At 37.2% G+C, this 20983-nt stretch carries 20 protein-coding genes; 12 read left to right on the forward strand and 8 right to left on the reverse strand.

Going from position 1 to position 20983, the window contains the following annotated elements:
• Positions 1-43: 43 nt before the first annotated feature.
• Positions 44-1282 carry a tryptophan synthase subunit beta gene (gene trpB, locus ACRD7B_RS00400; RefSeq protein WP_430822451.1) on the forward strand — a complete coding sequence of 413 codons (1239 nt, stop codon included), beginning with the start codon at positions 44-46 and terminating at the stop codon, positions 1280-1282.
• Positions 1283-1344: 62 nt separating this feature from the next.
• Here trpB and ACRD7B_RS00405 read toward each other — a convergent pair whose 3' ends face one another.
• From ACRD7B_RS00405 to ACRD7B_RS00425, 5 genes are all read right to left on the reverse strand, one after another.
• A complete protein-coding gene (locus ACRD7B_RS00405) occupies positions 1345-2604 on the reverse strand; it encodes an alginate export family protein (RefSeq protein ID WP_430822452.1) in 1260 nt (419 codons plus the stop codon).
• A gap of 82 nt (positions 2605-2686) precedes the next feature.
• Positions 2687-4201: an ammonia-forming cytochrome c nitrite reductase gene (gene nrfA, locus ACRD7B_RS00410; RefSeq protein ID WP_430822453.1), complete on the reverse strand. Its 1515-nt coding sequence runs from the start codon at positions 4199-4201 to the stop codon at positions 2687-2689.
• Positions 4202-4216: 15 nt separating this feature from the next.
• Complete coding sequence (nrfH, locus tag ACRD7B_RS00415; RefSeq protein ID WP_430822454.1) at positions 4217-4801, reverse strand: cytochrome c nitrite reductase small subunit; 585 nt, start codon at positions 4799-4801, stop codon at positions 4217-4219.
• Between the two features lie 133 nt (positions 4802-4934).
• On the reverse strand, positions 4935-6566 hold the full coding sequence (gene hcp, locus ACRD7B_RS00420) for a hydroxylamine reductase (RefSeq protein ID WP_430822455.1): 1632 nt from the start codon (positions 6564-6566) through the stop codon (positions 4935-4937).
• A gap of 113 nt (positions 6567-6679) precedes the next feature.
• Positions 6680-7564: an ATP-binding protein gene (locus ACRD7B_RS00425; RefSeq protein WP_430822457.1), complete on the reverse strand. Its 885-nt coding sequence runs from the start codon at positions 7562-7564 to the stop codon at positions 6680-6682.
• A gap of 131 nt (positions 7565-7695) precedes the next feature.
• On the opposite strand from ACRD7B_RS00425, the gene ACRD7B_RS00430 reads away from it, so the two are divergent.
• The 5 genes from ACRD7B_RS00430 (at position 7696) to mnmL (ending at position 12000) form a co-directional block, all read left to right on the forward strand.
• Complete coding sequence (locus ACRD7B_RS00430) at positions 7696-8364, forward strand: Crp/Fnr family transcriptional regulator (protein ID WP_430822458.1); 669 nt, start codon at positions 7696-7698, stop codon at positions 8362-8364.
• Between the two features lie 45 nt (positions 8365-8409).
• Complete coding sequence (locus tag ACRD7B_RS00435) at positions 8410-9117, forward strand: N-formylglutamate amidohydrolase (RefSeq protein WP_430822459.1); 708 nt, start codon at positions 8410-8412, stop codon at positions 9115-9117.
• Between the two features lie 122 nt (positions 9118-9239).
• On the forward strand, positions 9240-9488 hold the full coding sequence (locus ACRD7B_RS00440; protein WP_430822460.1) for a hypothetical protein: 249 nt from the start codon (positions 9240-9242) through the stop codon (positions 9486-9488).
• Between the two features lie 488 nt (positions 9489-9976).
• The gene (locus ACRD7B_RS00445; RefSeq protein ID WP_430822461.1) at positions 9977-11044 is read left to right on the forward strand and encodes an AI-2E family transporter; all 1068 of its coding nucleotides are present in this window, start codon (positions 9977-9979) and stop codon (positions 11042-11044) included.
• A gap of 17 nt (positions 11045-11061) precedes the next feature.
• Entirely contained in the window at positions 11062-12000 is a 939-nt protein-coding gene (mnmL, locus tag ACRD7B_RS00450) for a tRNA modification radical SAM protein MnmL/YtqA (protein WP_430822462.1), read from the forward strand.
• On the opposite strand, the gene ACRD7B_RS00455 is transcribed toward mnmL, so the two are convergent.
• From ACRD7B_RS00455 to ACRD7B_RS00465, 3 genes are all read right to left on the reverse strand, one after another.
• Positions 11995-12336, reverse strand: coding sequence for a DsrE family protein (locus ACRD7B_RS00455; protein WP_430822463.1), 342 nt, complete (start codon positions 12334-12336; stop codon positions 11995-11997). The genes mnmL and ACRD7B_RS00455 overlap by 6 nt on opposite strands.
• Before the next feature lie 39 nt (positions 12337-12375).
• Positions 12376-13113, reverse strand: coding sequence for a DUF4197 domain-containing protein (locus ACRD7B_RS00460; protein ID WP_430822464.1), 738 nt, complete (start codon positions 13111-13113; stop codon positions 12376-12378).
• Positions 13114-13210: 97 nt separating this feature from the next.
• Positions 13211-15169 (reverse strand): YgiQ family radical SAM protein, encoded by a 1959-nt coding sequence (locus ACRD7B_RS00465; RefSeq protein WP_430822465.1) that lies wholly within the window; start codon positions 15167-15169, stop codon positions 13211-13213.
• A 146-nt stretch (positions 15170-15315) separates the two neighbouring features.
• On the opposite strand from ACRD7B_RS00465, the gene ACRD7B_RS00470 reads away from it, so the two are divergent.
• From ACRD7B_RS00470 to ACRD7B_RS00495, 6 genes are all read left to right on the forward strand, one after another.
• Positions 15316-15609: a hypothetical protein gene (locus ACRD7B_RS00470; RefSeq protein ID WP_430822466.1), complete on the forward strand. Its 294-nt coding sequence runs from the start codon at positions 15316-15318 to the stop codon at positions 15607-15609.
• A gap of 9 nt (positions 15610-15618) precedes the next feature.
• Entirely contained in the window at positions 15619-15924 is a 306-nt protein-coding gene (locus ACRD7B_RS00475) for a cell division protein ZapA (RefSeq protein ID WP_430822467.1), read from the forward strand.
• A 109-nt stretch (positions 15925-16033) separates the two neighbouring features.
• Positions 16034-17569 carry a ribonuclease Y gene (rny, locus tag ACRD7B_RS00480; protein ID WP_430822468.1) on the forward strand — a complete coding sequence of 512 codons (1536 nt, stop codon included), beginning with the start codon at positions 16034-16036 and terminating at the stop codon, positions 17567-17569.
• 152 nt (positions 17570-17721) lie between these two features.
• Complete coding sequence (locus ACRD7B_RS00485) at positions 17722-18705, forward strand: SDR family oxidoreductase (RefSeq protein WP_430822469.1); 984 nt, start codon at positions 17722-17724, stop codon at positions 18703-18705.
• A gap of 11 nt (positions 18706-18716) precedes the next feature.
• Entirely contained in the window at positions 18717-19832 is a 1116-nt protein-coding gene (gene gmd, locus ACRD7B_RS00490; protein ID WP_430822470.1) for a GDP-mannose 4,6-dehydratase, read from the forward strand.
• Complete coding sequence (locus ACRD7B_RS00495) at positions 19832-20914, forward strand: GDP-L-fucose synthase family protein (protein ID WP_430822471.1); 1083 nt, start codon at positions 19832-19834, stop codon at positions 20912-20914. Before gmd ends, ACRD7B_RS00495 begins: the two co-directional genes overlap by 1 nt.
• Positions 20915-20983: the final 69 nt, after the last annotated feature.

The following is a 20983-nucleotide window of genomic DNA, read 5'->3' on the forward strand; positions in this document are numbered from 1 at the left end:
AGGTTCCACCTGTGGCTTTTCTTTTATAATTAAATCACTAAAAATGAATCAGAATTCAGACAAAGCAGAATTAAGCACTGCGGTAATGCCTGATGAAAATGGGTTCTTTGGCGAATTTGGCGGCCGATTTGTGCCACCTATGCTCGAACCTATTATGCAGGAAATTACTGAGGCTTATCAGAAGATTAAGGATGATCCAGTTTTTAAGGAGGAATTATTTCAACTTCAAAAACATTATACCGGACGACCATCGCCAGTGTTTCATGCACAAAACTTATCTAAACGGCTAGGTGGCGCCCAAATTTACCTCAAGCGAGAAGACTTAAATCACACAGGAGCTCATAAAATTAATCATTGCCTTGGCGAAGCCTTGTTGGCCAAGAAAATGGGTAAGAAGAAATTAATAGCCGAAACTGGTGCCGGGCAACACGGCGTTGCTTTAGCTACAGCTGCGGCTTTGGTTGGCTTAGAGTGTGATATTTACATGGGTGAAGTAGATATTTACAAAGAGCATCCCAATGTGGTTAGAATGAAAATTCTTGGTGCTCGGGTTATTCCTGCAACACATGGATTAAAGACATTAAAAGAAGCGGTTGATTCAGCTTTTGAAGCCTATATGGGCGACCCTGTTAATCAACTGTATGCCATTGGATCGGTGGTTGGCCCTCATCCGTTCCCAATGATGGTACGCGATTTTCAAGCGGTTGTTGGTCGCGAAGCCAAGGAACAGTTCAATGAAATTAATGGAAAGCTACCTGACAACTTAGTTGCTTGCGTTGGCGGAGGATCAAACGCAATTGGATTATTTTCGGCTTTCTTAAACGATGAAAGCGTTAATATTTATGGTGTTGAACCAGCAGGAACAAGTTTCAAGACCGGCGAACATGCTGCAACACTCACACATGGTAAACCAGGAATGATTCATGGTTACAAGTGTTATTTATTACAGGATGAAAAAGGTGAACCGGCTGCAGTTAATACGGTGGCAAGTGGTTTGGATTATCCTGGTGTTGGGCCTCAGCATTCTTACTTAAAAGATCTTAAGCGCGTTAATTACGAAAGTATTAATGATAAAGAGGCTATTGATGCTTTTATGCAATTAGCTCGTGAAGAAGGTATTATTCCTGCCTTAGAAAGTGCCCATGCGGTTGCTTATGCCATGAAATTAGCACCTACCTTATCAGCCGATCAAACAATTCTTGTGAATCTATCAGGAAGAGGAGATAAGGATATCGATTATGTGGTTGAGAAGTTTGGCGAGCAGTATGGTATTAAAGCATAATTATTAATCATAAAAAAACCGGAAGTTCACGCTTCCGGTTTTTTTATATCATAATTTGAAAATTATTTCTTCTCAAATAAAGTTGGCTTAAAGGTTAACTGAACCCAAGCCCAGTGGTTTCCTGTACTATTCTTCTCAACACCTTTTATTGCATATAAGGCATCTTGAGCAAACATGTGAGAGTAACCAAAATCGAGTTGAACCTGACCTTTGTGTGAATATGCACACCATAAATCAACTTCAGTACCTAAACCTTTGCTGTGATCACTAATTTCGCCATCTGCACTAAAAAAGTGAACTGCAGCATTAAATTTAACCTTACCAGGTTTGATATGACCTTTTACGTAAATGTCGTTCAATCCAACACTAGTTCCTCCATGGTTACCTACATAGAAATAATCCATAAATCCATTAAACTTATGGTTGGTACCATATAATGGAGCAAATGTATTATTTTTCTCGTTTTCACTTTGGTCGGTACCTGATAGTAACTCATAACCTGCACCAATAGACGCTTTATCACCCAATGGCATGTTTGCATCAATTGAAAAGTTAAGCGCTGAAATATCTTTACCACCAGCGTCTTCACCAAATTGATAGTATAAATTACCTACCAATTTTACATCCGAAATTTTGCTTTTAATGTGGGTACCTAAGGTCTTACTGTATCTAATACCTTGTTTAATCATTTCACCAGTATTAGGGTCTGTTTCTTTCGCATAAGGTTTACCATTATTCAAGAATAGAACACTACCTGAATAACTATCCGTTTTATGGTTTAACCAAAGATATTGCATGGCTTTGTATGCATCAGGTCCCAAGTAAAAGTTATCGTGCATATTTGAGTTGTTATATGCTAGGCCTAAATGCGCATTGAAAGTTCCTTTGTATTTAAAAATAGCAACATCGTGCGAACGCGCTTGCTGTGCCCAGCCAACACTACCTAATATACGGTGATCATCGTAAACCAGTTGCTGACGACCGGCTTTTAAAGCAAACTTATCACTCATAAACCACTCGGCCCAAGCTTGGTGGATGTAAGTAACATTATTTCCATTAGTTGTTAACTGAGCTTCTTGCCCCCAAAGGCGAACATCCTGAAAAACAACTCCAACAGCAAATACTTCGTTCTTAAAATCAAGGTTTAAACGCGTACGTTGGCTGGTCAGAATAGATGCTTCTTGTCCGTCGGAAGCTGGTTGTTTAACACCTTGGTTTAATTCCGTACGTGGACGTAATTCAGCCGATATTTTAACCTGTGCAAAACTGCCAATGCTTAACATTAGGGCACAGATGCTTAGAAATATTAATTTTTTATTCATAGTTGTAATTGTAGATTAATAAAAAGGCAGAACTAAAGAAGTGCAATACTCCCAATATTCTGCCTTTATTTCTTATCGATTATTAGTTCAATGAAGTTTCGTAAGTAGCTTCACGTTTATCTTTTTCTGCTTCCCACTTAGGAACTATAGTTTTCAAGAACTCATTCTTTTCCTCTTGCAACTTTTCAACAGGTAAACCAATGAATGCCTGAGCTTTTGCTTTAGTAGTAATATCTGGGTAAGGTATTTCTTTGTTATGTCCCATTGAAGCTAACAAGCGACTTAACTTAAGTCTTCCTTCCTGAGCAACAACAATACCAGTTGAGATTACACGACTCGTTTCAACAGGCGAGTGGAATGAACCACCGTGGCTGGCCGCAGCATAATCCCAACGCCATTGTGCATGACGAATGTCAGTTAAGATATCTTTCATTTGCTCTTCAGTGGCACCATTGTCCCAAGCAAACTTAGCTTCCACATGCATGCGAACGATTAGCTCTTCTAATTTATCACGATTTTCTATGATACGATCCTGACGTTCGTAAACATCTTCAATTAAACTAGCGGTCTCTTCGCGGTGACATACTTGACACGAGTTAGCTACGTTGTTCAATGGACTCTGAATGTGGTGATCCGTAAATTTTTGTCCACCTTCACTCTTATAAGGCATGTGACAATCGGCACAAGAAACACCGCGCTTAGCATGAACACCCGTTAAATAAACTTCGTAACCTGGGTGCTGTGCTTTTAGCATAGGTGCTTTACTTAATTTATGAGTCCAATCAGCAAAACCAATTTCATCGTAATATTCTTCCATTGCTTCAACCGACATACCTTTGTCCCATGGGAAAGTTAGGTATGGTGAACCTGGATTAGATTTTTTATTGAAATAGTATTCAACGTGACACTGAGCACAAACCAATGAACGCATTTCCTGATGAGACGCTTCATCGATATCTTTACCCATACGTTCGAATGCTTCGACTAAGGCTGGACGAGTAATTTTAAGGTTCATGGTTTCCGAATCGTGACAATCGGCACAACCAATGTTATTCATTACTTCGTGTCCTTTTTCATCCCACTTACCTTTATAAAATTCGGCAGGTCCCATTTCTTTCATTAAGCGCGGCACATCCGGGCTTTTACAAGTCCAGCATGTATTTGGCATCGGGCTTCTTTTTTCTTCAGTTGGCCCGCCGGTACGTAATGATACCTGAATATCTTCAACAGCATACATATGTCCACGGCCTTGATTATAATCCTTAGCAAAACCATAACCAGCCCAAAGCACAACTAAACGTGGATCTACTTCGAGCATATCAATCATAGCTGCACCGTTGTATTTACTGGCAAATACCGTGTCTTTAGTATTCATGTACGACTGGTACTGCTTCGGGAAATTCTGTCCCCATACTTCGTTACGAGGCTCCGTAGGCGCATGTTTTACTTTTGGCGTATAAGCAAATACAGCTTCTGCACGGCGTTCAATCACCGACGAAGCAAGTAAGCCTAATAAAAACACTACAACGATGGTTATTAAGAACATGGCCCAACCTAACCAAGGTTTATTTTTAATCTGTTCGCGAATAGGTTTCATATATTTAGATTTTAGTTATTCATTATTTAATTCTTTTATCCATTCTGGCAGCGGACTTTCGGGTACCGGCACACGTGCATGAGGCACACTGGATAAACTGTTAACTCGGCCATGTGGCGTTTCACGGTGACACTCCCAACAAAAGCGATCTTGAATGTTCATATGAACATCAGGAACCTTCGCCAAGGTTTTGTCATCGGTAATAAGATGAGAGTGACAGCGTACACAATTCTGTTGTACTACATGCTGACCTTCCTCTTTAATAAAAATAACCTGTGGTTCGCCTCGCATAGTAAATACTGACGCATGACGCAGACCATCCTTTGCCTTGAAGTAATATGTATTCAACACATTGTCCTGCGGCACATGGCAGTCGTTACAAGTTGCCACCTCGCGATGAGCACTGTGGTTCCATGTGGCGTACTGCGGAGCCATAATGTGGCAATTAACACAGGTTTTAGGATCATCCGATAAATAGGAGTGAGCCCTGGCGACATAAAACAAGTAAAAGCCCAAGCCAAAAAATATGCCTAAGGCAAGAATGACAGGGACCTTCCAGTGTTCGGGTGGTTTAAGAAAATCAAAAAATTTCTTTTTCATAAACACATTTGATTTAGTTAATAGGTAATTAAATACTACTTAATAAAAATAAAAAAAATTACCCACACATAGTAATCTATGTGCAGGTAATCAATAGTTTATATTAAATCTTAATAGTATGCATTATGTAGACTTAAGCAATCCAACTTTTTATATCTTCTTCAACGGTAGATATTCCACCAATTCCGAAGTTTTCAACCAATATATTTACCACATTAGGTGATAAGAATGCTGGCAATGTAGGCCCTAAGTTGATGTTTTTAACTCCTAGTGAAAGAAGAGCTAACAATACGATTACAGCCTTTTGCTCATACCATGCAATGTTGTACACGATTGGTAGATCGTTAATATCGTCCAGTCCGAATACCTCTTGTAACTTAAGTGCTGTAACAGCTAAACTGTATGAATCGTTACATTGACCTGCATCTAATACACGAGGAATGCCACCGATATCACCTAAAGGTAATTTGTTGTAGCGGTATTTGGCACAACCAGCAGTTAGGATAACAGTATCTTTTGGTAATTCATTTGCAAAGTCAGTGTAGTAGTTACGGTCGGTCATACGTCCATCACAACCTGCCATCACAACAAATTTCTTAATGGCACCACCTTTTACTGCTTCAACAACTTTATCAGCTAATTGTAATACTTGATTGTGAGCAAATCCACCAACAATCTCGCCAGTTTCAATTTCTGTTGGAGCAGCACATTTTTTAGCGTGCTCAATAATTGCAGAGAAATCTTTAGGCGCATTGTTCACGCGATCAGCAAAGTGAACACATCCATCGAAACCAGAAGCACCAGTTGTATAAACACGCTCTTTGTAAGAATCCTTTGGAGGAACTATACAGTTAGTTGTAAATAAGATAGGGCCGTTGAATTGTTCGAATTCAGTTGTTTGCTGCCACCAAGCGCTTCCGTAGTTACCTACAAAGTTGTCGTACTGTTTAAATTTAGGATAGTAATGTGCAGGTAACATTTCACTGTGCGTATACACATCAACACCTGTTCCTTTGGTTTGATCCAAAAGATCTTCCAAGTCGCGTAAATCGTGACCACTAACCAGGATGGCTGGCTTAGTTCCAACACCAATGTTTACCTTGGTAATTTCTGGGTTACCGTATGTTTCAGTGTTAGCTTTGTCTAATAAAGCCATTACTTCAACGCCATATTTACCACACTCTAATACAAGAGGTAATAACTCATCAGCTCCAATTCCTTCGGTAATAGTAGCAACCAATGCTTTCTTCACGAATGTGTAAATATCGTTATTTTCATAACCCAGGTTCCAAGCATGCTCACCATAAGCAGCCATACCTTTCAATCCGTAGGTCAATAACTCTTTTAACGAACGGATATCTTCATTCTCAGTCGAAAGAATTCCGATCAACAAACTTTTAGATTCCATGTCGTTAACATCATTACCGCGGTACACAGCAGAATCGTGCAAGTCGGCAGGTGCGTCAACCTGAGCCTTTAACTCATCTTGAATGGCATAACCAGCTTTGATCTTTGCAACAATCTTATTACTATCAAAATTGGCATTTGTAATGGTAATAAATAATGAGTCGATAAGATACTTGTTCGCCTTAGCTGTATCGATACCTTTCTCATCAGCCAATTGGCTTAAAACAGCTACACCTTTTGCCGTATATACTAATAAATCTTGCAGGTTTGATACCTCTGGAGATTTACCACAAACTCCTTTAATAGAACAGCCTACGCCTTTTGATGCCTCTTGACACTGATAACAGAACATACTCATGATTTTCTTCTTTATTTTGGTTTAATTGTTGATTTTATTCTTAGTAATGACTAATCTTTTATCATTAGTCATTAAGCCTATAGTCTAAGATCTATTGATCTAGTCATCTAAATTTACACCCATTCTTCGCTTAATACTTCGCCTTCGATTGATACAATGGCCAGTTTTAAAGGAATTTTACGAGTTGCCATTTCAACAGCACGCTTAGCCATTGCTAGTAAGCCACCGCAGCAAGGTACTTGCATAATGGTAACCGTAAGCGTGTTTATTTTGGCATCATCAATCATCTGAACAAGCTTATTTACATAGGTATCTTGTCCATCATCTAATTTAGGACATGCTATACCAACAGCACGTCCTTTTAAATATTTGCTGTGGAAATTACCCATTGAGAAGGCAACACAATCTGCGGCTAATACCATATCAGCTTCTCTGAAATAAGGTGCCATTGGATTAACCAAGTGCATTTGAACTGGCCACTGGCGTAATTCAGATGGTGAATCACCGCTGGCTACCGGAGTAGCTACATCTGCTGGTCGCTCAATGGTTCTGGCTGCTGATCCTGGACATCCGCCTCCTGTTGGTCCTCCTTGTTGCATAACTGATACTTTTGGTTTATGTACCTGACGAATAACGTCATCTACTTTAAATGATAATTTATCTTCATTTTCTTTTAACCAGCCAATGGCTTGTTTCAAGAATCCTGTTTCATTATGATCTTTTAAATGTTTAAGGTGAGCTACAACTGTATTAATCCCTTTCTCAACCATCAACTCCATTACTTTAATTTCGTCATAAGGCTCAGCTTCTCGCTTTTCAATTTCCATCGCACCCTCAGGGCAGTGGTTCAAACATGCCCCTAATCCATCACACATTAAATCACTAATCAACCGTGCTTTACCATCGATAATTTGCAAAGCTCCTTCGTGACACTCTGGAATGCAAACACCACATCCGTTACACTTATCTTCATCTATTTTTACAACTTCTCTTAGCATGGCTTGTATTTTTATTGTGAATGCTTCTTGTTATTTTTATACTGCAAATGTAGGGTGTGTTATGAGTTGATGCTGTAACATATGTTACAAAGTGGAAATTAATTCATATTTTGGCACCAAAATACTCGAATATGGAAATACTTAGCAAGTGTCCTTTATTCAAAGGCATTAATAACGAAGAACTTAGTTTTTTATTAAAGGATATTCATTATCAAATTAAGAAATACCAAAAAGGGCAAATGATTGCTCAAGCAGGTGATGAATGTAATTCGTTAATGATAATGTTAAAAGGTAGTGTGAAAGGTGAAATGATGGATCCATCAGGCAAGTCAATAAAGATTGAAGACATTGAGCCTCCCAAACCTTTAGCTATTGCTTTTATATTCGGTCAAAACAACCATTGTCCTGTGAATATTGTGGCCAACAATGATGTGGAGATTTTTAAGTTGCCAAAAGCATCGATGATCATGCTTCTGCAAAAGAGTGCAGTATTTCTGAAAAACTTTATGGATATAATTTCAAATCGTGCTCAATTCTTATCTGATAAAATTAGGTTTTTATCGTTTCAAACCATTCGTGGCAAATTGGCACATTATCTACTTCAATTAATAGGTCCAGTCGATGGCGAAATTATACTTCCCAAAAGTCAGGAAGAATTGGCTAATATGTTTGGTGTAACTCGTCCTTCACTAGGTAGAGCAATTAGGGATATGCATAACGATGGTTTGATTGAAGCCAAAGGAAAAAGCATTCGTATTTTGGATCGAAAACTTTTGGTTCAACAGCTTAAAAAGGGGTAATTAATTATTCAATTTGAAGATGTGTCAATTATTTATTAGTTGTTTATGAAGCCTTCAAAAAAAATTATTTTAAGCTGTGAACATGGTGGCAATGTGGTTCCTGAAGAGTATGAATATTTATTTAAATCTGCTCAGAAAACTCTAAAAACCCATCGTGGATATGACATTGGAGCTGCAGATCTCTATGAATCCTTTAAAAACAATGAAGTCTCATATTGCCAGGTTGCTACGACTAGTCGTTTACTTGTTGATATCAACCGTTCGCTATATCGAAGAACACTTTTTTCAGAATTCTCAAAAAACTTAGGTCCTATTGAAAAGGAACAAGTTCTTAAGGAATATTACCATGCATATCGAGATAAATTCGAAGCAGAACTTAGGCGATTATGGCTTCTTAGAACAACAGTATTACATGTATCAGTTCATTCTTTCACACCTGAATTAAATGGCGATATTAGACATACAGACTGTGGTATTTTATATCATCCTGGTAGGAGCAATGAAAAGACATTTGCTAAACAATGGAAACATGAAATAAACAAACTAATGCCGGATTTTAGAGTTCGTTTCAATTACCCTTATAGAGGTAAACCAGATGGGCATGTTCGTTATTATCGTGATAGAGAAGAGGACTTGTATTTGGGAATTGAGTTTGAATTAAATCAAAAGCATGCCTATGATTCAGAAGTTCGGAAAAAACTTGCTGAAAGCTTCAAAGCAGCTTGCGAAACATGGCTTTTATCATCATTTTAAATATTTTTTACCTAAATAATTTGACATTTAAATTGTATTTCTCACCTTTGAAGCTCTTTAGTCGTCCTAATTTATTGCTTGAACCCGTGAGCCCTTAAAGCTTAAACATAACCAAACCAAGCATGCGAATTATTGAAAAATTTGAAGTAATTAAAAGAGCTTCAGCATTAATTGACAAAGAAACTACAGGACCAGCAGAGCAGTTTGCCAAACGTATTGGCACGTCTCGAACATGTATTTTCCAACTTCTCGAGGAAATAAAAGAATTAGGTGTTCCCATAACATATGATCATCGCAAAAAGAGCTATTGCTACTCAAGTGATAAAAAGTTAGTGGTAAACAACCCTATAGAGGTGGTAAATGATATTTAAAGGTATTAAATTCATATTTATTCTGGGAATACTTGATGTCCGTTCATTTTTCTGAACACTTGAGCATTTATCTTTGTACTAACAAGAGTAGACTTTTTGTTTAAGATAAACACAACTATACCTTTGGTTTAGTTTGAGGTTAAACCATTAATTATTTATGGTTTAACCTCTTTTTTTGCACCTCAAATATGATTCTTGTCATAAAATCATAATAGTTCATTTTTCTGTACTGCTTCACCACTATATTCGCAACGTTTTTATTAATAAATAGGACGATTTTTAAAAACTTATCCCCAATTGGTTTAACGAAACCAATTGGGGATTTTTTAAAAGAATTCATTATTGATAAATGTTCATAATGTACTAACAGTGAGTTAAATATTTTCTTAAGTAAAATTAATAAGTGATAAGTGACTAAATCCATTCGTCAAAATGCAATAATCGTATAACTTTGTAATAATTCTAATTAGGTTTTTTCACTGTATTCCATGAAAGATTTAAAAGTAACAAACGCACTTTTATTGATAATAGTAGTGCCACTCGTTTTTTATTTGCTCAAAATACTTTCTTTTATTTTTATTCCATTGATTATGTCAATGTTTATTGCCTTGTTGTTTTTGCCAATGATGCGTTGGTTAAAAAGTAAACATGTGCCCAAATGGATAGGTATTCTCATTGTCATATTAATTATAGTTGGTGGTTTAAAGATTGGGGGAGAGTTGATTCAAATATCCAGTAATGAAATATTAGCAGCTAAAGATTCCTTTTTAAATAAAGCTGAGAACAAAGTACTAGGGTTAATAACCAGTCTTGAAGCATTTTTTGGTATTGAACGATTGGAAGGAGAGAGTGTCATTCAACATTATATGAAGGGAGATGGAAACCTTGCCAATTTCGGATCAACTTTTGGGTTTATCCGAAGTACCATTTCTATGACCTTGATGACTGCTTTTTTTGTTATTCTGCTTTTATCTGAATCTATCAATTTTCAACAACTACTTAATAATACAGTACTTAAACGTCGATATTCCTCGGTTAAAACCTTTATGAAGATTGAGAAAGACATCTTAAAATTTGTGCTAGTTAAGTTTGTTATAAGTTTATTCACTGGTGTTGGTTTTAGTATAGCTTGTCTGTTATTCGATGTAAGTTTTCCAGTTTTTTGGGGACTTTTTGCCTTCATTATTAACTTCGTGCAGATGGTTGGTTCAGTTGTTTCCGTGGCGCTGTTATCTCTTTTTGCATTTGTTGAGTTAGACCCTACCGGTACCTTATTGTTTTTTATTATTGTAATAACCGGTGTGCAAGTAATAATGGGAGGGGTTCTTGAGCCTATTTTTATGGGAAAAACATTTTCCTTAAACGTGGTCACTGTACTTGTTATGTTGATGTTATGGGGATACATATGGGGTATACCTGGATTGGTAATGTCTATCCCGATGACCGTTTTTCTGAAGATAATATTAGAACAATTTCCTAACACGAGAGTGATAGCAGCGCTCATGTCAGGCTCGGGCACAGCAATACAATATCAGAAAAAAGAATCTAATTTGTAATTAACCTGGTTTAATAAATGACAAAGCAATTTGTGTGGGGAACTGAGAAGCGCTATAACGATTACAGCACCTATATTAAACGCACTTTTGGAGAACGTGTTCAGAAAATATCTGTTAATGCAGGTTTTACTTGTCCTAACAGGGATGGAAGCAAAGGAGTAGGAGGCTGTGCATTTTGTAATAATAGTACATTTAACCCTGCTTATTGCGATACCGCTTTTACCATTGAAGTGCAAATAGAGAAGGGAATTTCCTTTTTTCAGCCCAAATATCAAGCACAGAATTACCTGGCCTATTTTCAGGCCTATAGTAATACCTATGGCGATACCAAGGATTTAATCAATAAGTATGAACAGGCCTTGGCCAATCCTAAGGTTATAGGTTTAATTTTAGGAACACGTCCCGATTGTATTTCAGATGATTTATTGGCTTACTTGAAAAATCTTCAAAAGAAATACTACGTGGCTATTGAATTGGGTGCCGAATCAACCAATGAAGAGACTTTAAAAGTAATCAATCGCGGTCATTCGCATGAAGAGACCATTGATGCCTGTCATAGGATTAATGAGCTTGATATTCCAATCGGCTTGCACATGATATTGGGTTTACCTGGTGAGTCACGTTCGCAAATATTACACCATGCTTCAGAAGTGTCAAAATTACCAATCAGTTTTCTCAAACTGCATCAATTGCAAATTGTAAAAGGAAGCTTATTTGCCAATCAATATATTAAGGATGCTAATTATTTTTCTTTGTACACGGCTGATGAATTTGTGGAGCTAGTCATTGATTTTATTGAATTATTGGATCCGCGTATCGTTGTTGAACGTTTTATTAGTCAAGCCCCAGCTGATTTATTAATTGCACCAGCGTGGGGTATAAAAAACTTTGAATTTGTAGCTAAAGTAGAGAAACGCCTTAAAGTCAGAGATACTTGGCAGGGAAAGGCCTTATAGATTGATCACCTTGGCCGCTTCGCTTTGAAGGGTTATAATATCCATCATGGTTCCCTTAACACCAGCCGCCATATTATCCGTTATTTGATAATAGTCCAAACAGGTTTTACAAGCCAATAATTTCACACCCTGCTTCTCCGCTTCTTGCATAAGACTAATGACAGGACTACCTGCAGCTAATAATTTCACGCCTTCATTGTAAAACGTAATGATGGATGGTAAACGTTTGTCTTCAATTAAAATTTTAAAATAAGAAGCTACAAGCTTTATAGCTAATTCGGCATCGCCATGACCCATGCCATAGCGTGTTATTTGCAATAGATGATTTTCTTGCATTATTTTAAAAGTTAGGTTATACATGGTTATGAAGCTAATCTAGCTTCCGAAAACTCTTTCCAGGATATCATTGACACGCGCCATTGGATCCTGTCTGATATTTTGCTCTTCTTGAGCAATTTTTATGAAGAGGCCATCTAGTGCTTTTTCAGTTAAATAATGATCTAGATCTGTATTTACACCTTCCAAACCAGCGAATTTACCAATGGTTGAATTAGCAATGCCATTCCATTTACCAGTTAATGATTCCCATGACTCATTGGTTGACACACCGGCTACTATTTCTTTATCAAGTGAGTTTTGAATCTTTGGATTATATAACTTAAACAACTCATCATAAGTACTTTTTCTCAGATATTGAGTGGCAGCATCGTTGTTTCCGTTTAAGATATTGAAGGCATCGGCAATAGTCATTTTTTGAACTGCTCCCCAAAATACTGGTCCAGCTTCTTTAGCGGCATCCTCAGCAGCACGATTAATACGTACTACAACGTCCTCAACCAATTTATCACCACCTGGTATTCGTGAAATATTATCCACAATAATATCAGCTTCTTCTGGAAGTACGATCTTTACCAATTCATCTCCGTAATATCCATCGAGGGCTCCCAAATGTGCCGAGGCCGAGTCTGTCCCAACTCTTAATGCTTCTTTTAAACCATTAGCGACTTCTGCTTCGGTCAGTGGTAAATTAACTGGATAGGATTCCATGATCGTGGTTAACTCTGCACAGGCTGTTAATGCAAGTGTCAAAATGGCGATGTAGATTTTTTTCATGCGTCTATATTTTATTTTTCAATGGCTACATGGAACTCGCTCTTGAGTCATTCCCACTTTGTGAGAGAACTTTTCTCATGGCTCGTTTCATAGTACGTTATCTATAGTTTTTCTTTGATTTGTTCTTCTTGTTTTTATTATGTGGCTTTTTCTTTTTTCCTGTTTTAGGCATATTTTCTTGCTCCTTAATTGGAAAAAGCTTTTTAATAATGTCAAAGCGACTTAATTTTTTGAGTCTATCCTCAATTTGTTGACGGTATTCCTTTTTATACCAGAATAAATACATACGCTGCTGTAATTTCTCTTTTTTCGAGACTGGCGTATACATTTTTTCTAATGTGTAAGGATGATAGCCTGAGTGATAAATTACGGTAGCAACCGTCATTGGAGTAGGCGTGAAATCCTGAACCTGTTCCAGTTTAAAGTCCATATCGTGCGTCTCACAAGCTAAGTTTGCCATATCCAGTTCTTCACTTCCCGGATGACTCGATATGAAATAAGGAATGATCTGTTGATTGAGTTTTTTAGCCTTATTTATACGATCAAAATCAAGTTTGAATTTATGAAATAACTTAAAACTTGGCTTACGCATCACACTAAGCACCTGATCAGATGTGTGCTCTGGTGCCACTTTTAAGCGACCACTTACATGATTTCCTACTAGTTGCTCCATGTATAACTTATGGCTTTCTTTATCTTCGGTCGAAGCCATGTTATTATAGAGCATATCATAACGCACACCGCTACCGATGAAAGCTTTTTTTATGCTTTTCATGCCATCCACAGTTTTGTAGATGTCGGTCATGGCGCTGTGGTTAGTATTTAGGTTTGTGCAAATATTTGGATGGATACATGAAGGGCGCGTACAACGTTGGCAGATTTTTAAGTCTTTCCCTTCCATCTTATACATATTAGCACTCGGGCCGCCTAAATCAGAAAGGTAACCTTTAAAATCTGGCATTTGGGTGATTTCATCCACTTCTTTTAGGATACTTTCCTTTGATCGAGAAGCTATAAATTTACCCTGGTGTGCTGATATTGTACAAAAACTACAACCTCCAAAACAGCCCCGGTGCATATTCACCGAGAATTTAATCATCTCAAAGGCGGGAATAGGACCTTTAGCAATGTATCGTGGGTGTGGCAGACGTGTATATGGTAAATCAAAAGAAGCATCCAATTCACCTGTTGTCATTGGGGGATAGGGAGGGTTAATAATCACTTTCTTATCTCCAATATCCTGACTTAAGCGAGCTGCATTCCATCTATTTGACTCTTCTTCAACATAACGGAAATTGCGGGCGTATTTTAATTTATCCTGCAAACATTCGTCGTGAGAAGCTAACTCAATATCTTTCCAATTCTTGTTTTTAGGTAAATCATCATTTTTATCCTGAATAAATGCTGTTTGAGCAACGGTTCTGAGAGTTTCTAAAGGAACTCCGCGTTCAATTAATCTGATAATTTCAAGTAAGGGTTGTTCGCCCATACCATACACCATAAGATCCGCTTTTGATTCAGCTAAAATACTTGGTTTAAGCTTGTCTGACCAATAATCATAATGGGTTACTCGACGCAAAGAGGCTTCAATACCTCCTAATAACACCGGTACATCAGGATATAATTCTTTTAAGATATTACAATAAACGCTTGACGCGTAATCAGGTCTTTGTCCTGAACGACCATCTGGAGTATACGCATCATTGGATCTTAAGCGACGATTAGCAGTGTAATGGTTCACCATCGAATCCATCGCACCTGCTGTAACACCAAAGAAATAATTAGGCCGCCCCAACTTTTTAAAATCACGTAAATCATCGCGCCAATTGGGTTGTGGTATAATGGCAACACGTAGTCCATTTGCTTCCAGCATACGACCTACCACAGCCGCTCCAAAAGCAGGATGATCCACGTAAGCATCTCCAGTAAAGAGAATAACATCCAAACTGTCCCAGCCTCTTTTTTCCACTTCCTTGGCTGATGTTGGCAGCCAATCTTCCATTTTATAACGCGTATCCAATTTCATATCTTTAGCAAAAGTAGGTGAATTTTGCATAAAACAGGGTATACCTGATTACGGATAAACTGATAAATGCAAAATTCAGTGTATAACATGATTAGTTATATAACTACAAAAAGAGTTAAAGGTTTTTTTTTATATTATAAAACCAATGTTAACTTTGTAAGGAAAAGTTTGGTTAAATGACAGATCCAAATAGCGATATAATTGTTGAATTAAAAGATAAAGTGAACAAGCTTGTTGGGCAGTTTAAGGGCTTGAAGGCGGAAGTTGCGTTGTTGGAAGAGGAGAAAAAGCGATTAAGCGAACAACTGGAGGTAGCTAATAGTGAATTTAGTAACCTGGAACATCGATTCAATAATTTGAAACTAACGAAAGAATTAGTGTCGGGAAGCTCAGAAGCTGGTGATACTAAGAAAAGGATCAACCAAATTGTGCGGGAAATTGATAAGTGTATGGCGCTGTTAAACCGTTAAGCTGATTAAATGGACGAAAAACTCTCAATACGAGTAAATGTAGCAGATAGGTATTATCCCTTACGAATTGATCGTAATGATGAGGAGCGCATTCGTTTAGCAGCAAAATTAATTAACGACAAGGTTTTACAATATAAACAACGTTATTCTGATAAGGATGTACAGGACTTTCTGGCAATGGCCACTTTGCAGTATGTTATTAAATTATTAGAATTAGAAAACCAACATGATGTGAATCCAATAGTTGAAGCTGTTCGTGATTTAAATGAACAATTGGATGATATATTAGCTGATAAATCAGATAAGGTTTTTTAGAGAAACACATTTAAGATTACAATATACCCGCATTGTATTTCACTTTTCAAAAAATGTTTTGAAACGGTGATATGGTGCGGTTTTTTTATATATATAAAACAAGTTAGACATGGGTATTCAAATAGCAATAGGTATTGTTTCCCTTCTTGTTGGTGGATTAGTGGCATGGTTGCTAATTACTAAGGCACTTAAATCAAGGAGTGAGAAAATAATACGAGAGGCTGAGGCGGAAGCCGAGGTAATAAAAAAAGATAAAATTCTTCAGGCAAAAGAAAAGTTCCTTCAGTTGCGCTCAGAGCATGAAAAGGAAATTAATAATCGAAATGGAAAGATTGTTACTGCCGAAAATAGAATTAAACAAAAAGAATCATCGCTTTCTCAAAAATTAGAGGAACAAGCACGTAAGCGTAAAGAAGTTGACGCAATTCGTGATAATTTAATGGCTCAAGTTGAGTTGGTTGATAAACGTGAAGAGGATGTACAGCAAATGCATCGTCAACAAGTGGAGCAGTTGGAAGCAATCTCAGGCATGTCAGGTGATGAGGCCAAAGAGATGTTAATTGAAAGTTTAAAAGCTGAAGCTAAAACTGAAGCAATGTCGTATGTTAACGACATAATGGACGATGCAAAAATCAATGCTACGAAAGAAGCCAAGCGTATTGTATTACAAACTGTTCAGCGTGTGGCTACTGAAACAGCAATTGAAAATTCAGTGACCATTTTCCACATCGATTCTGATGAGATGAAAGGGCGAATTATTGGTCGTGAAGGTCGTAATATCCGTGCTTTAGAAGCTGCTACAGGCGTTGAAATTATTGTGGATGACACACCTGAAGCAATTGTACTTTCAGCGTTTGATCCAATGCGTCGTGAAATTGCTCGATTGGCTTTACACCAGTTAGTAACAGACGGACGTATTCACCCAGCTCGTATTGAGGAAGTTGTTAATAAAGTGCGTAAGCAGGTTGAAGAAGAAATTCTAGAAACAGGTAAACGTACGGCTATTGATCTTGGTGTACATGGTTTACACTCTGAGTTGATTAAGTTGGTAGGAAAAATGAAGTATCGTTCTTCATATGGTCAAAACTTGTTGCAGCACTCTCGCGAAACGGCTAACCTTTGTGCTGTAATGGCATCGGAACTAGGTTTAAATGTGAAGCGCGCTAAAAGAGCTGGTTTATTGCACGATATTGGTAAAGTTTCTGATGAAGATCCGGAATTACCACATGCTATTTTAGGAATGAAATTGGCTGAGAAATACAAAGAGAAACCAGATATCTGTAATGCAATTGGTGCTCACCACGATGAAGTGGAAATGACAACAATGATTGCACCGATTATTCAGGTTTGTGATGCCATTTCTGGTGCTCGTCCTGGTGCTCGTCGTGAGATTGTAGAGGCTTACATTAAGCGTCTTAAAGATCTTGAGTCAATGGCTTTAGCTTATCCAGGTGTAATGAAAACTTATGCTATTCAAGCAGGACGTGAGTTGCGTGTGATTGTTGGCGCTGAAAAAACATCGGATAAAGAAGCTGAAGAGTTATCATACGACATTGCTCGTAAGATTCAAACGGAGATGACTTATCCTGGTCAGGTGAAAATTACAGTTATTCGTGAAACAAGAGCGATTAGCTACGCCAAATAAATAGTTAATTGATATGATATAAAAATAGCGGCTAAAGGCCGCTATTTTTGTTCGTTCATCATTGAAATGGTGTATTTGGTAAAACAATCAATCCATTGAGTTCGCTGCTTTAATCAAGAATGGTATTTTTAGGCTGAAAAATTAAAATCAACGTGAGAAAACTTGAAAACAAGTCGGTTTTGGTAACAGGTGGAGCTGGATTTATTGGCTCTAATCTTATTGAAACCTTACTAGGTCAAAATAATAAAGTAATTTGTCTTGATAATTTTGCCACAGGCAAACGTAAAAATATCGACCCCTTTAATGCGAATCCAAATTTCACGCTAATAGAAGGTGATATTCGGAATCTTGATGATTGTATAAAAGCTACCAATGGTGTAGATGTTGTACTTCATCAGGCAGCCTTGGGTTCTGTACCTCGATCAATTAATGACCCCATCACTTCGAACGATGTGAATGTTTCCGGCTTTATTAATATGTTGGTTGCTGCTCGTGATTCAGGGGTAAAACGCTTTGTTTACGCGGCTAGCTCATCAACTTATGGCGATAGTAAGAACTTGCCTAAGGTGGAACATATAATTGGTAAACCCTTGTCTCCATATGCCATTACAAAGTATGTGAATGAATTATATGCTGATGTGTTTGCGAACTTGTATAACATGCAAATTATCGGTTTACGTTATTTCAATGTATTTGGTCGTCGTCAAGATCCTGATGGAGCATATGCTGCAGTGATTCCTAAGTTTGTGAAGTCTTTGATAGATAAAGAATCACCAATTATTAATGGAGATGGCACTTTTTCTCGTGACTTTACTTACATCGACAATGTTGTACAAGCTAACCAATTAGCTGCAACAGTTGAAGCGGAAAAAGCCATTAACACTGTGTATAATGTTGCCTTTGGCGAACGAACTACCTTAAATGAATTAACAACTTGGTTAAAGGAATTTTTAGCGGAGTTTGATTCTGATATTGCTAATGTTGAAATTAAACATCATGAAGAAAGAAGTGGAGATATTCCTCATAGTTTAGCATCCATTGAAAAAGCGAAAGAATTACTAAATTATAACCCTAAATACAGTATCAAAGAAGGTCTTAAAGAGGCAATTAAGTGGTACTGGGAAAATTTAAAATAGATACTAGAGATATGTCAAAAGTTGCATTAATCACCGGAGTTACTGGACAAGATGGAGCATACTTGTCTGAATTTTTATTGAAAAAAGGTTATATCGTTCATGGTATTAAACGCCGTTCAAGTTTGTTTAATACAGATCGTATCGACCACTTATACCAAGATCCTCATGTTGAGAATCGAAATTTCACATTACATTACGGTGATCTAACTGACTCAACCAATTTAATACGAATTATCCAGGAAACTCAACCAGACGAGATTTATAACCTTGCGGCAATGTCGCACGTTGGTGTTAGTTTTGATACACCTGAATATACAGCTAATGCCGATGGTATTGGTACTTTACGTATGTTGGAGGCTATTCGCCTGCTAAACATGACTAAGAAAACAAAGTTATATCAAGCGTCTACAAGTGAATTATATGGATTAGTTCAGGAGGTTCCTCAAAGTGAGAAGACACCTTTCTATCCACGCTCACCATATGCAGTTGCTAAAATGTATGCCTATTGGATTACGGTAAATTATCGTGAAGCTTATGACATTTTTGCTTGTAATGGTATTTTATTTAATCACGAAAGCCCACTTAGAGGTGAAACATTTGTAACAAGAAAGATTACACGTGCAGTAGCAAAAATCGGTTTAGGCATGCAAGATTGTCTATTCTTAGGGAATATGGATGCTAAGCGCGATTGGGGACATGCCAAAGATTATATAAAGGCAATGTGGTTAATTCTTCAGCAAGAAAAGGCTGAGGATTACGTAATTGCAACAGGTGTAACAACTACAGTTCGTGATTTTGTTAAAATGTCATTTGCTGAAGTTGGTATCGAAATTGAGTTTTCAGGAACAGCTGAGCAAGAAGTAGGTAGAATTAAAGCTTGTAACAATCCTGATTACCAAGTAGAAATTGGTACTGAAGTTGTTAAAGTAGATCCACGTTATTACCGTCCAACCGAAGTTGAATTATTGATTGGCGACCCAACAAAATCGAAAACAAAATTAGGTTGGGAACCTGAATACGACTTGGAAGGTTTAGTGAAGGACATGATGCAGTCGGACGTTAAATTGATGAAGAAAGATCGATATTTGAAAGAAGGTGGTTACGAAACACTTAATTATTTCGAATAATGCACAAAGGGAGTAAAATATATGTAGCCGGCCACGCAGGATTGGTCGGCTCTGCTATTGTTAGAAATTTAAGTAAACTAGGTTTTACGAATTTGCTTTTTCGTACTAGAAAAGAGCTTGATTTATTAAACCATAATACTGTTACTGACTTCTTTGAAACAGAAAAGCCTGAATATGTAATATTAGCCGCAGCCAAAGTAGGTGGTATAATGGCTAATAATACTTATCGTGCAGATTTTATTTACGAAAACTTACAAATTCAGAATAATGTCATTCATGCTGCCTACAAGGTAGGGGTGAAGAAGTTATTGTTTCTGGGCAGCTCATGTATTTACCCTAAAAATGCACCCCAACCATTAAAGGAAAACTATTTATTAAGCGAAGAATTGGAATTCACCAACGAACCTTATGCCATTGCAAAAATTGCAGGTATAAAAATGTGTGAGTCCTATAACCTACAGTACGGTACTAATTTCATATCTGTTATGCCTACTAATCTGTATGGGCCTAATGATAATTACAACCTTGAAACGAGTCATGTTTTACCAGCATTGATTCGAAAAATGCATCTTGGTAAATTACTAATGACAGGTGATTGGGATGGTATTAGAAAAGATTTTTCGCTTCGACCAGTTGAAAACGTTGATGGAGATTCAACTAAAGAACTTATTGTTGAAATCTTGAATAAATATGGTATTTCACTGGTTGATAATGTTGTAAACATAGAGTTATGGGGTTCAGGTTTACCTAAACGAGAGTTTTTACATGCCGACGACATGGCAGCCGCTTGCTTATACATTATTGATCAAATTGACTTTGACGATGTTTCAAAAGAATTAGACGAAGTCAGGAATACACACATTAATATTGGGTGTGGTGAAGATCTTACCATTGAAGAACTGGCTCAAACGATTAAGAAAATTGTTGGGTTTAATGGTAACCTTAAATGGGATTCATCAAAACCAGATGGTACCATGCGTAAATTGATGGATGTTTCTAAACTGTCCAAATTAGGTTGGAAAGCAAGCATTACTCTCGAAAAAGGAATAAGTGATGTTTATAATCAATATTCACATCACTAATATTCTTTTTGATTCGTTTAAAAATATATATTTGTAGCAAATCAATGAGAAACCTAACTTTTTATCAAA

This window comes from Carboxylicivirga fragile (assembly GCF_050589805.1).
In the GTDB taxonomy this organism is placed as follows: domain Bacteria; phylum Bacteroidota; class Bacteroidia; order Bacteroidales; family Marinilabiliaceae; genus Carboxylicivirga; species Carboxylicivirga fragile.

Coding starts and splice junctions, on each gene's coding strand:
- trpB (WP_430822451.1), top strand. CDS start 44: ATGAATCAGAATTCAGACAAAGCAGAATTAAGCACTGCGGTAATGCCT.
- ACRD7B_RS00405 (WP_430822452.1), bottom strand. CDS start 2,604: ATGAATAAAAAATTAATATTTCTAAGCATCTGTGCCCTAATGTTAAGC.
- nrfA (WP_430822453.1), bottom strand. CDS start 4,201: ATGAAACCTATTCGCGAACAGATTAAAAATAAACCTTGGTTAGGTTGG.
- nrfH (WP_430822454.1), bottom strand. CDS start 4,801: ATGAAAAAGAAATTTTTTGATTTTCTTAAACCACCCGAACACTGGAAG.
- hcp (WP_430822455.1), bottom strand. CDS start 6,566: ATGAGTATGTTCTGTTATCAGTGTCAAGAGGCATCAAAAGGCGTAGGC.
- ACRD7B_RS00425 (WP_430822457.1), bottom strand. CDS start 7,564: ATGCTAAGAGAAGTTGTAAAAATAGATGAAGATAAGTGTAACGGATGT.
- ACRD7B_RS00430 (WP_430822458.1), top strand. CDS start 7,696: ATGGAAATACTTAGCAAGTGTCCTTTATTCAAAGGCATTAATAACGAA.
- ACRD7B_RS00435 (WP_430822459.1), top strand. CDS start 8,410: ATGAAGCCTTCAAAAAAAATTATTTTAAGCTGTGAACATGGTGGCAAT.
- ACRD7B_RS00440 (WP_430822460.1), top strand. CDS start 9,240: ATGCGAATTATTGAAAAATTTGAAGTAATTAAAAGAGCTTCAGCATTA.
- ACRD7B_RS00445 (WP_430822461.1), top strand. CDS start 9,977: ATGAAAGATTTAAAAGTAACAAACGCACTTTTATTGATAATAGTAGTG.
- mnmL (WP_430822462.1), top strand. CDS start 11,062: ATGACAAAGCAATTTGTGTGGGGAACTGAGAAGCGCTATAACGATTAC.
- ACRD7B_RS00455 (WP_430822463.1), bottom strand. CDS start 12,336: ATGCAAGAAAATCATCTATTGCAAATAACACGCTATGGCATGGGTCAT.
- ACRD7B_RS00460 (WP_430822464.1), bottom strand. CDS start 13,113: ATGAAAAAAATCTACATCGCCATTTTGACACTTGCATTAACAGCCTGT.
- ACRD7B_RS00465 (WP_430822465.1), bottom strand. CDS start 15,169: ATGCAAAATTCACCTACTTTTGCTAAAGATATGAAATTGGATACGCGT.
- ACRD7B_RS00470 (WP_430822466.1), top strand. CDS start 15,316: ATGACAGATCCAAATAGCGATATAATTGTTGAATTAAAAGATAAAGTG.
- ACRD7B_RS00475 (WP_430822467.1), top strand. CDS start 15,619: ATGGACGAAAAACTCTCAATACGAGTAAATGTAGCAGATAGGTATTAT.
- rny (WP_430822468.1), top strand. CDS start 16,034: ATGGGTATTCAAATAGCAATAGGTATTGTTTCCCTTCTTGTTGGTGGA.
- gmd (WP_430822470.1), top strand. CDS start 18,717: ATGTCAAAAGTTGCATTAATCACCGGAGTTACTGGACAAGATGGAGCA.
- ACRD7B_RS00495 (WP_430822471.1), top strand. CDS start 19,832: ATGCACAAAGGGAGTAAAATATATGTAGCCGGCCACGCAGGATTGGTC.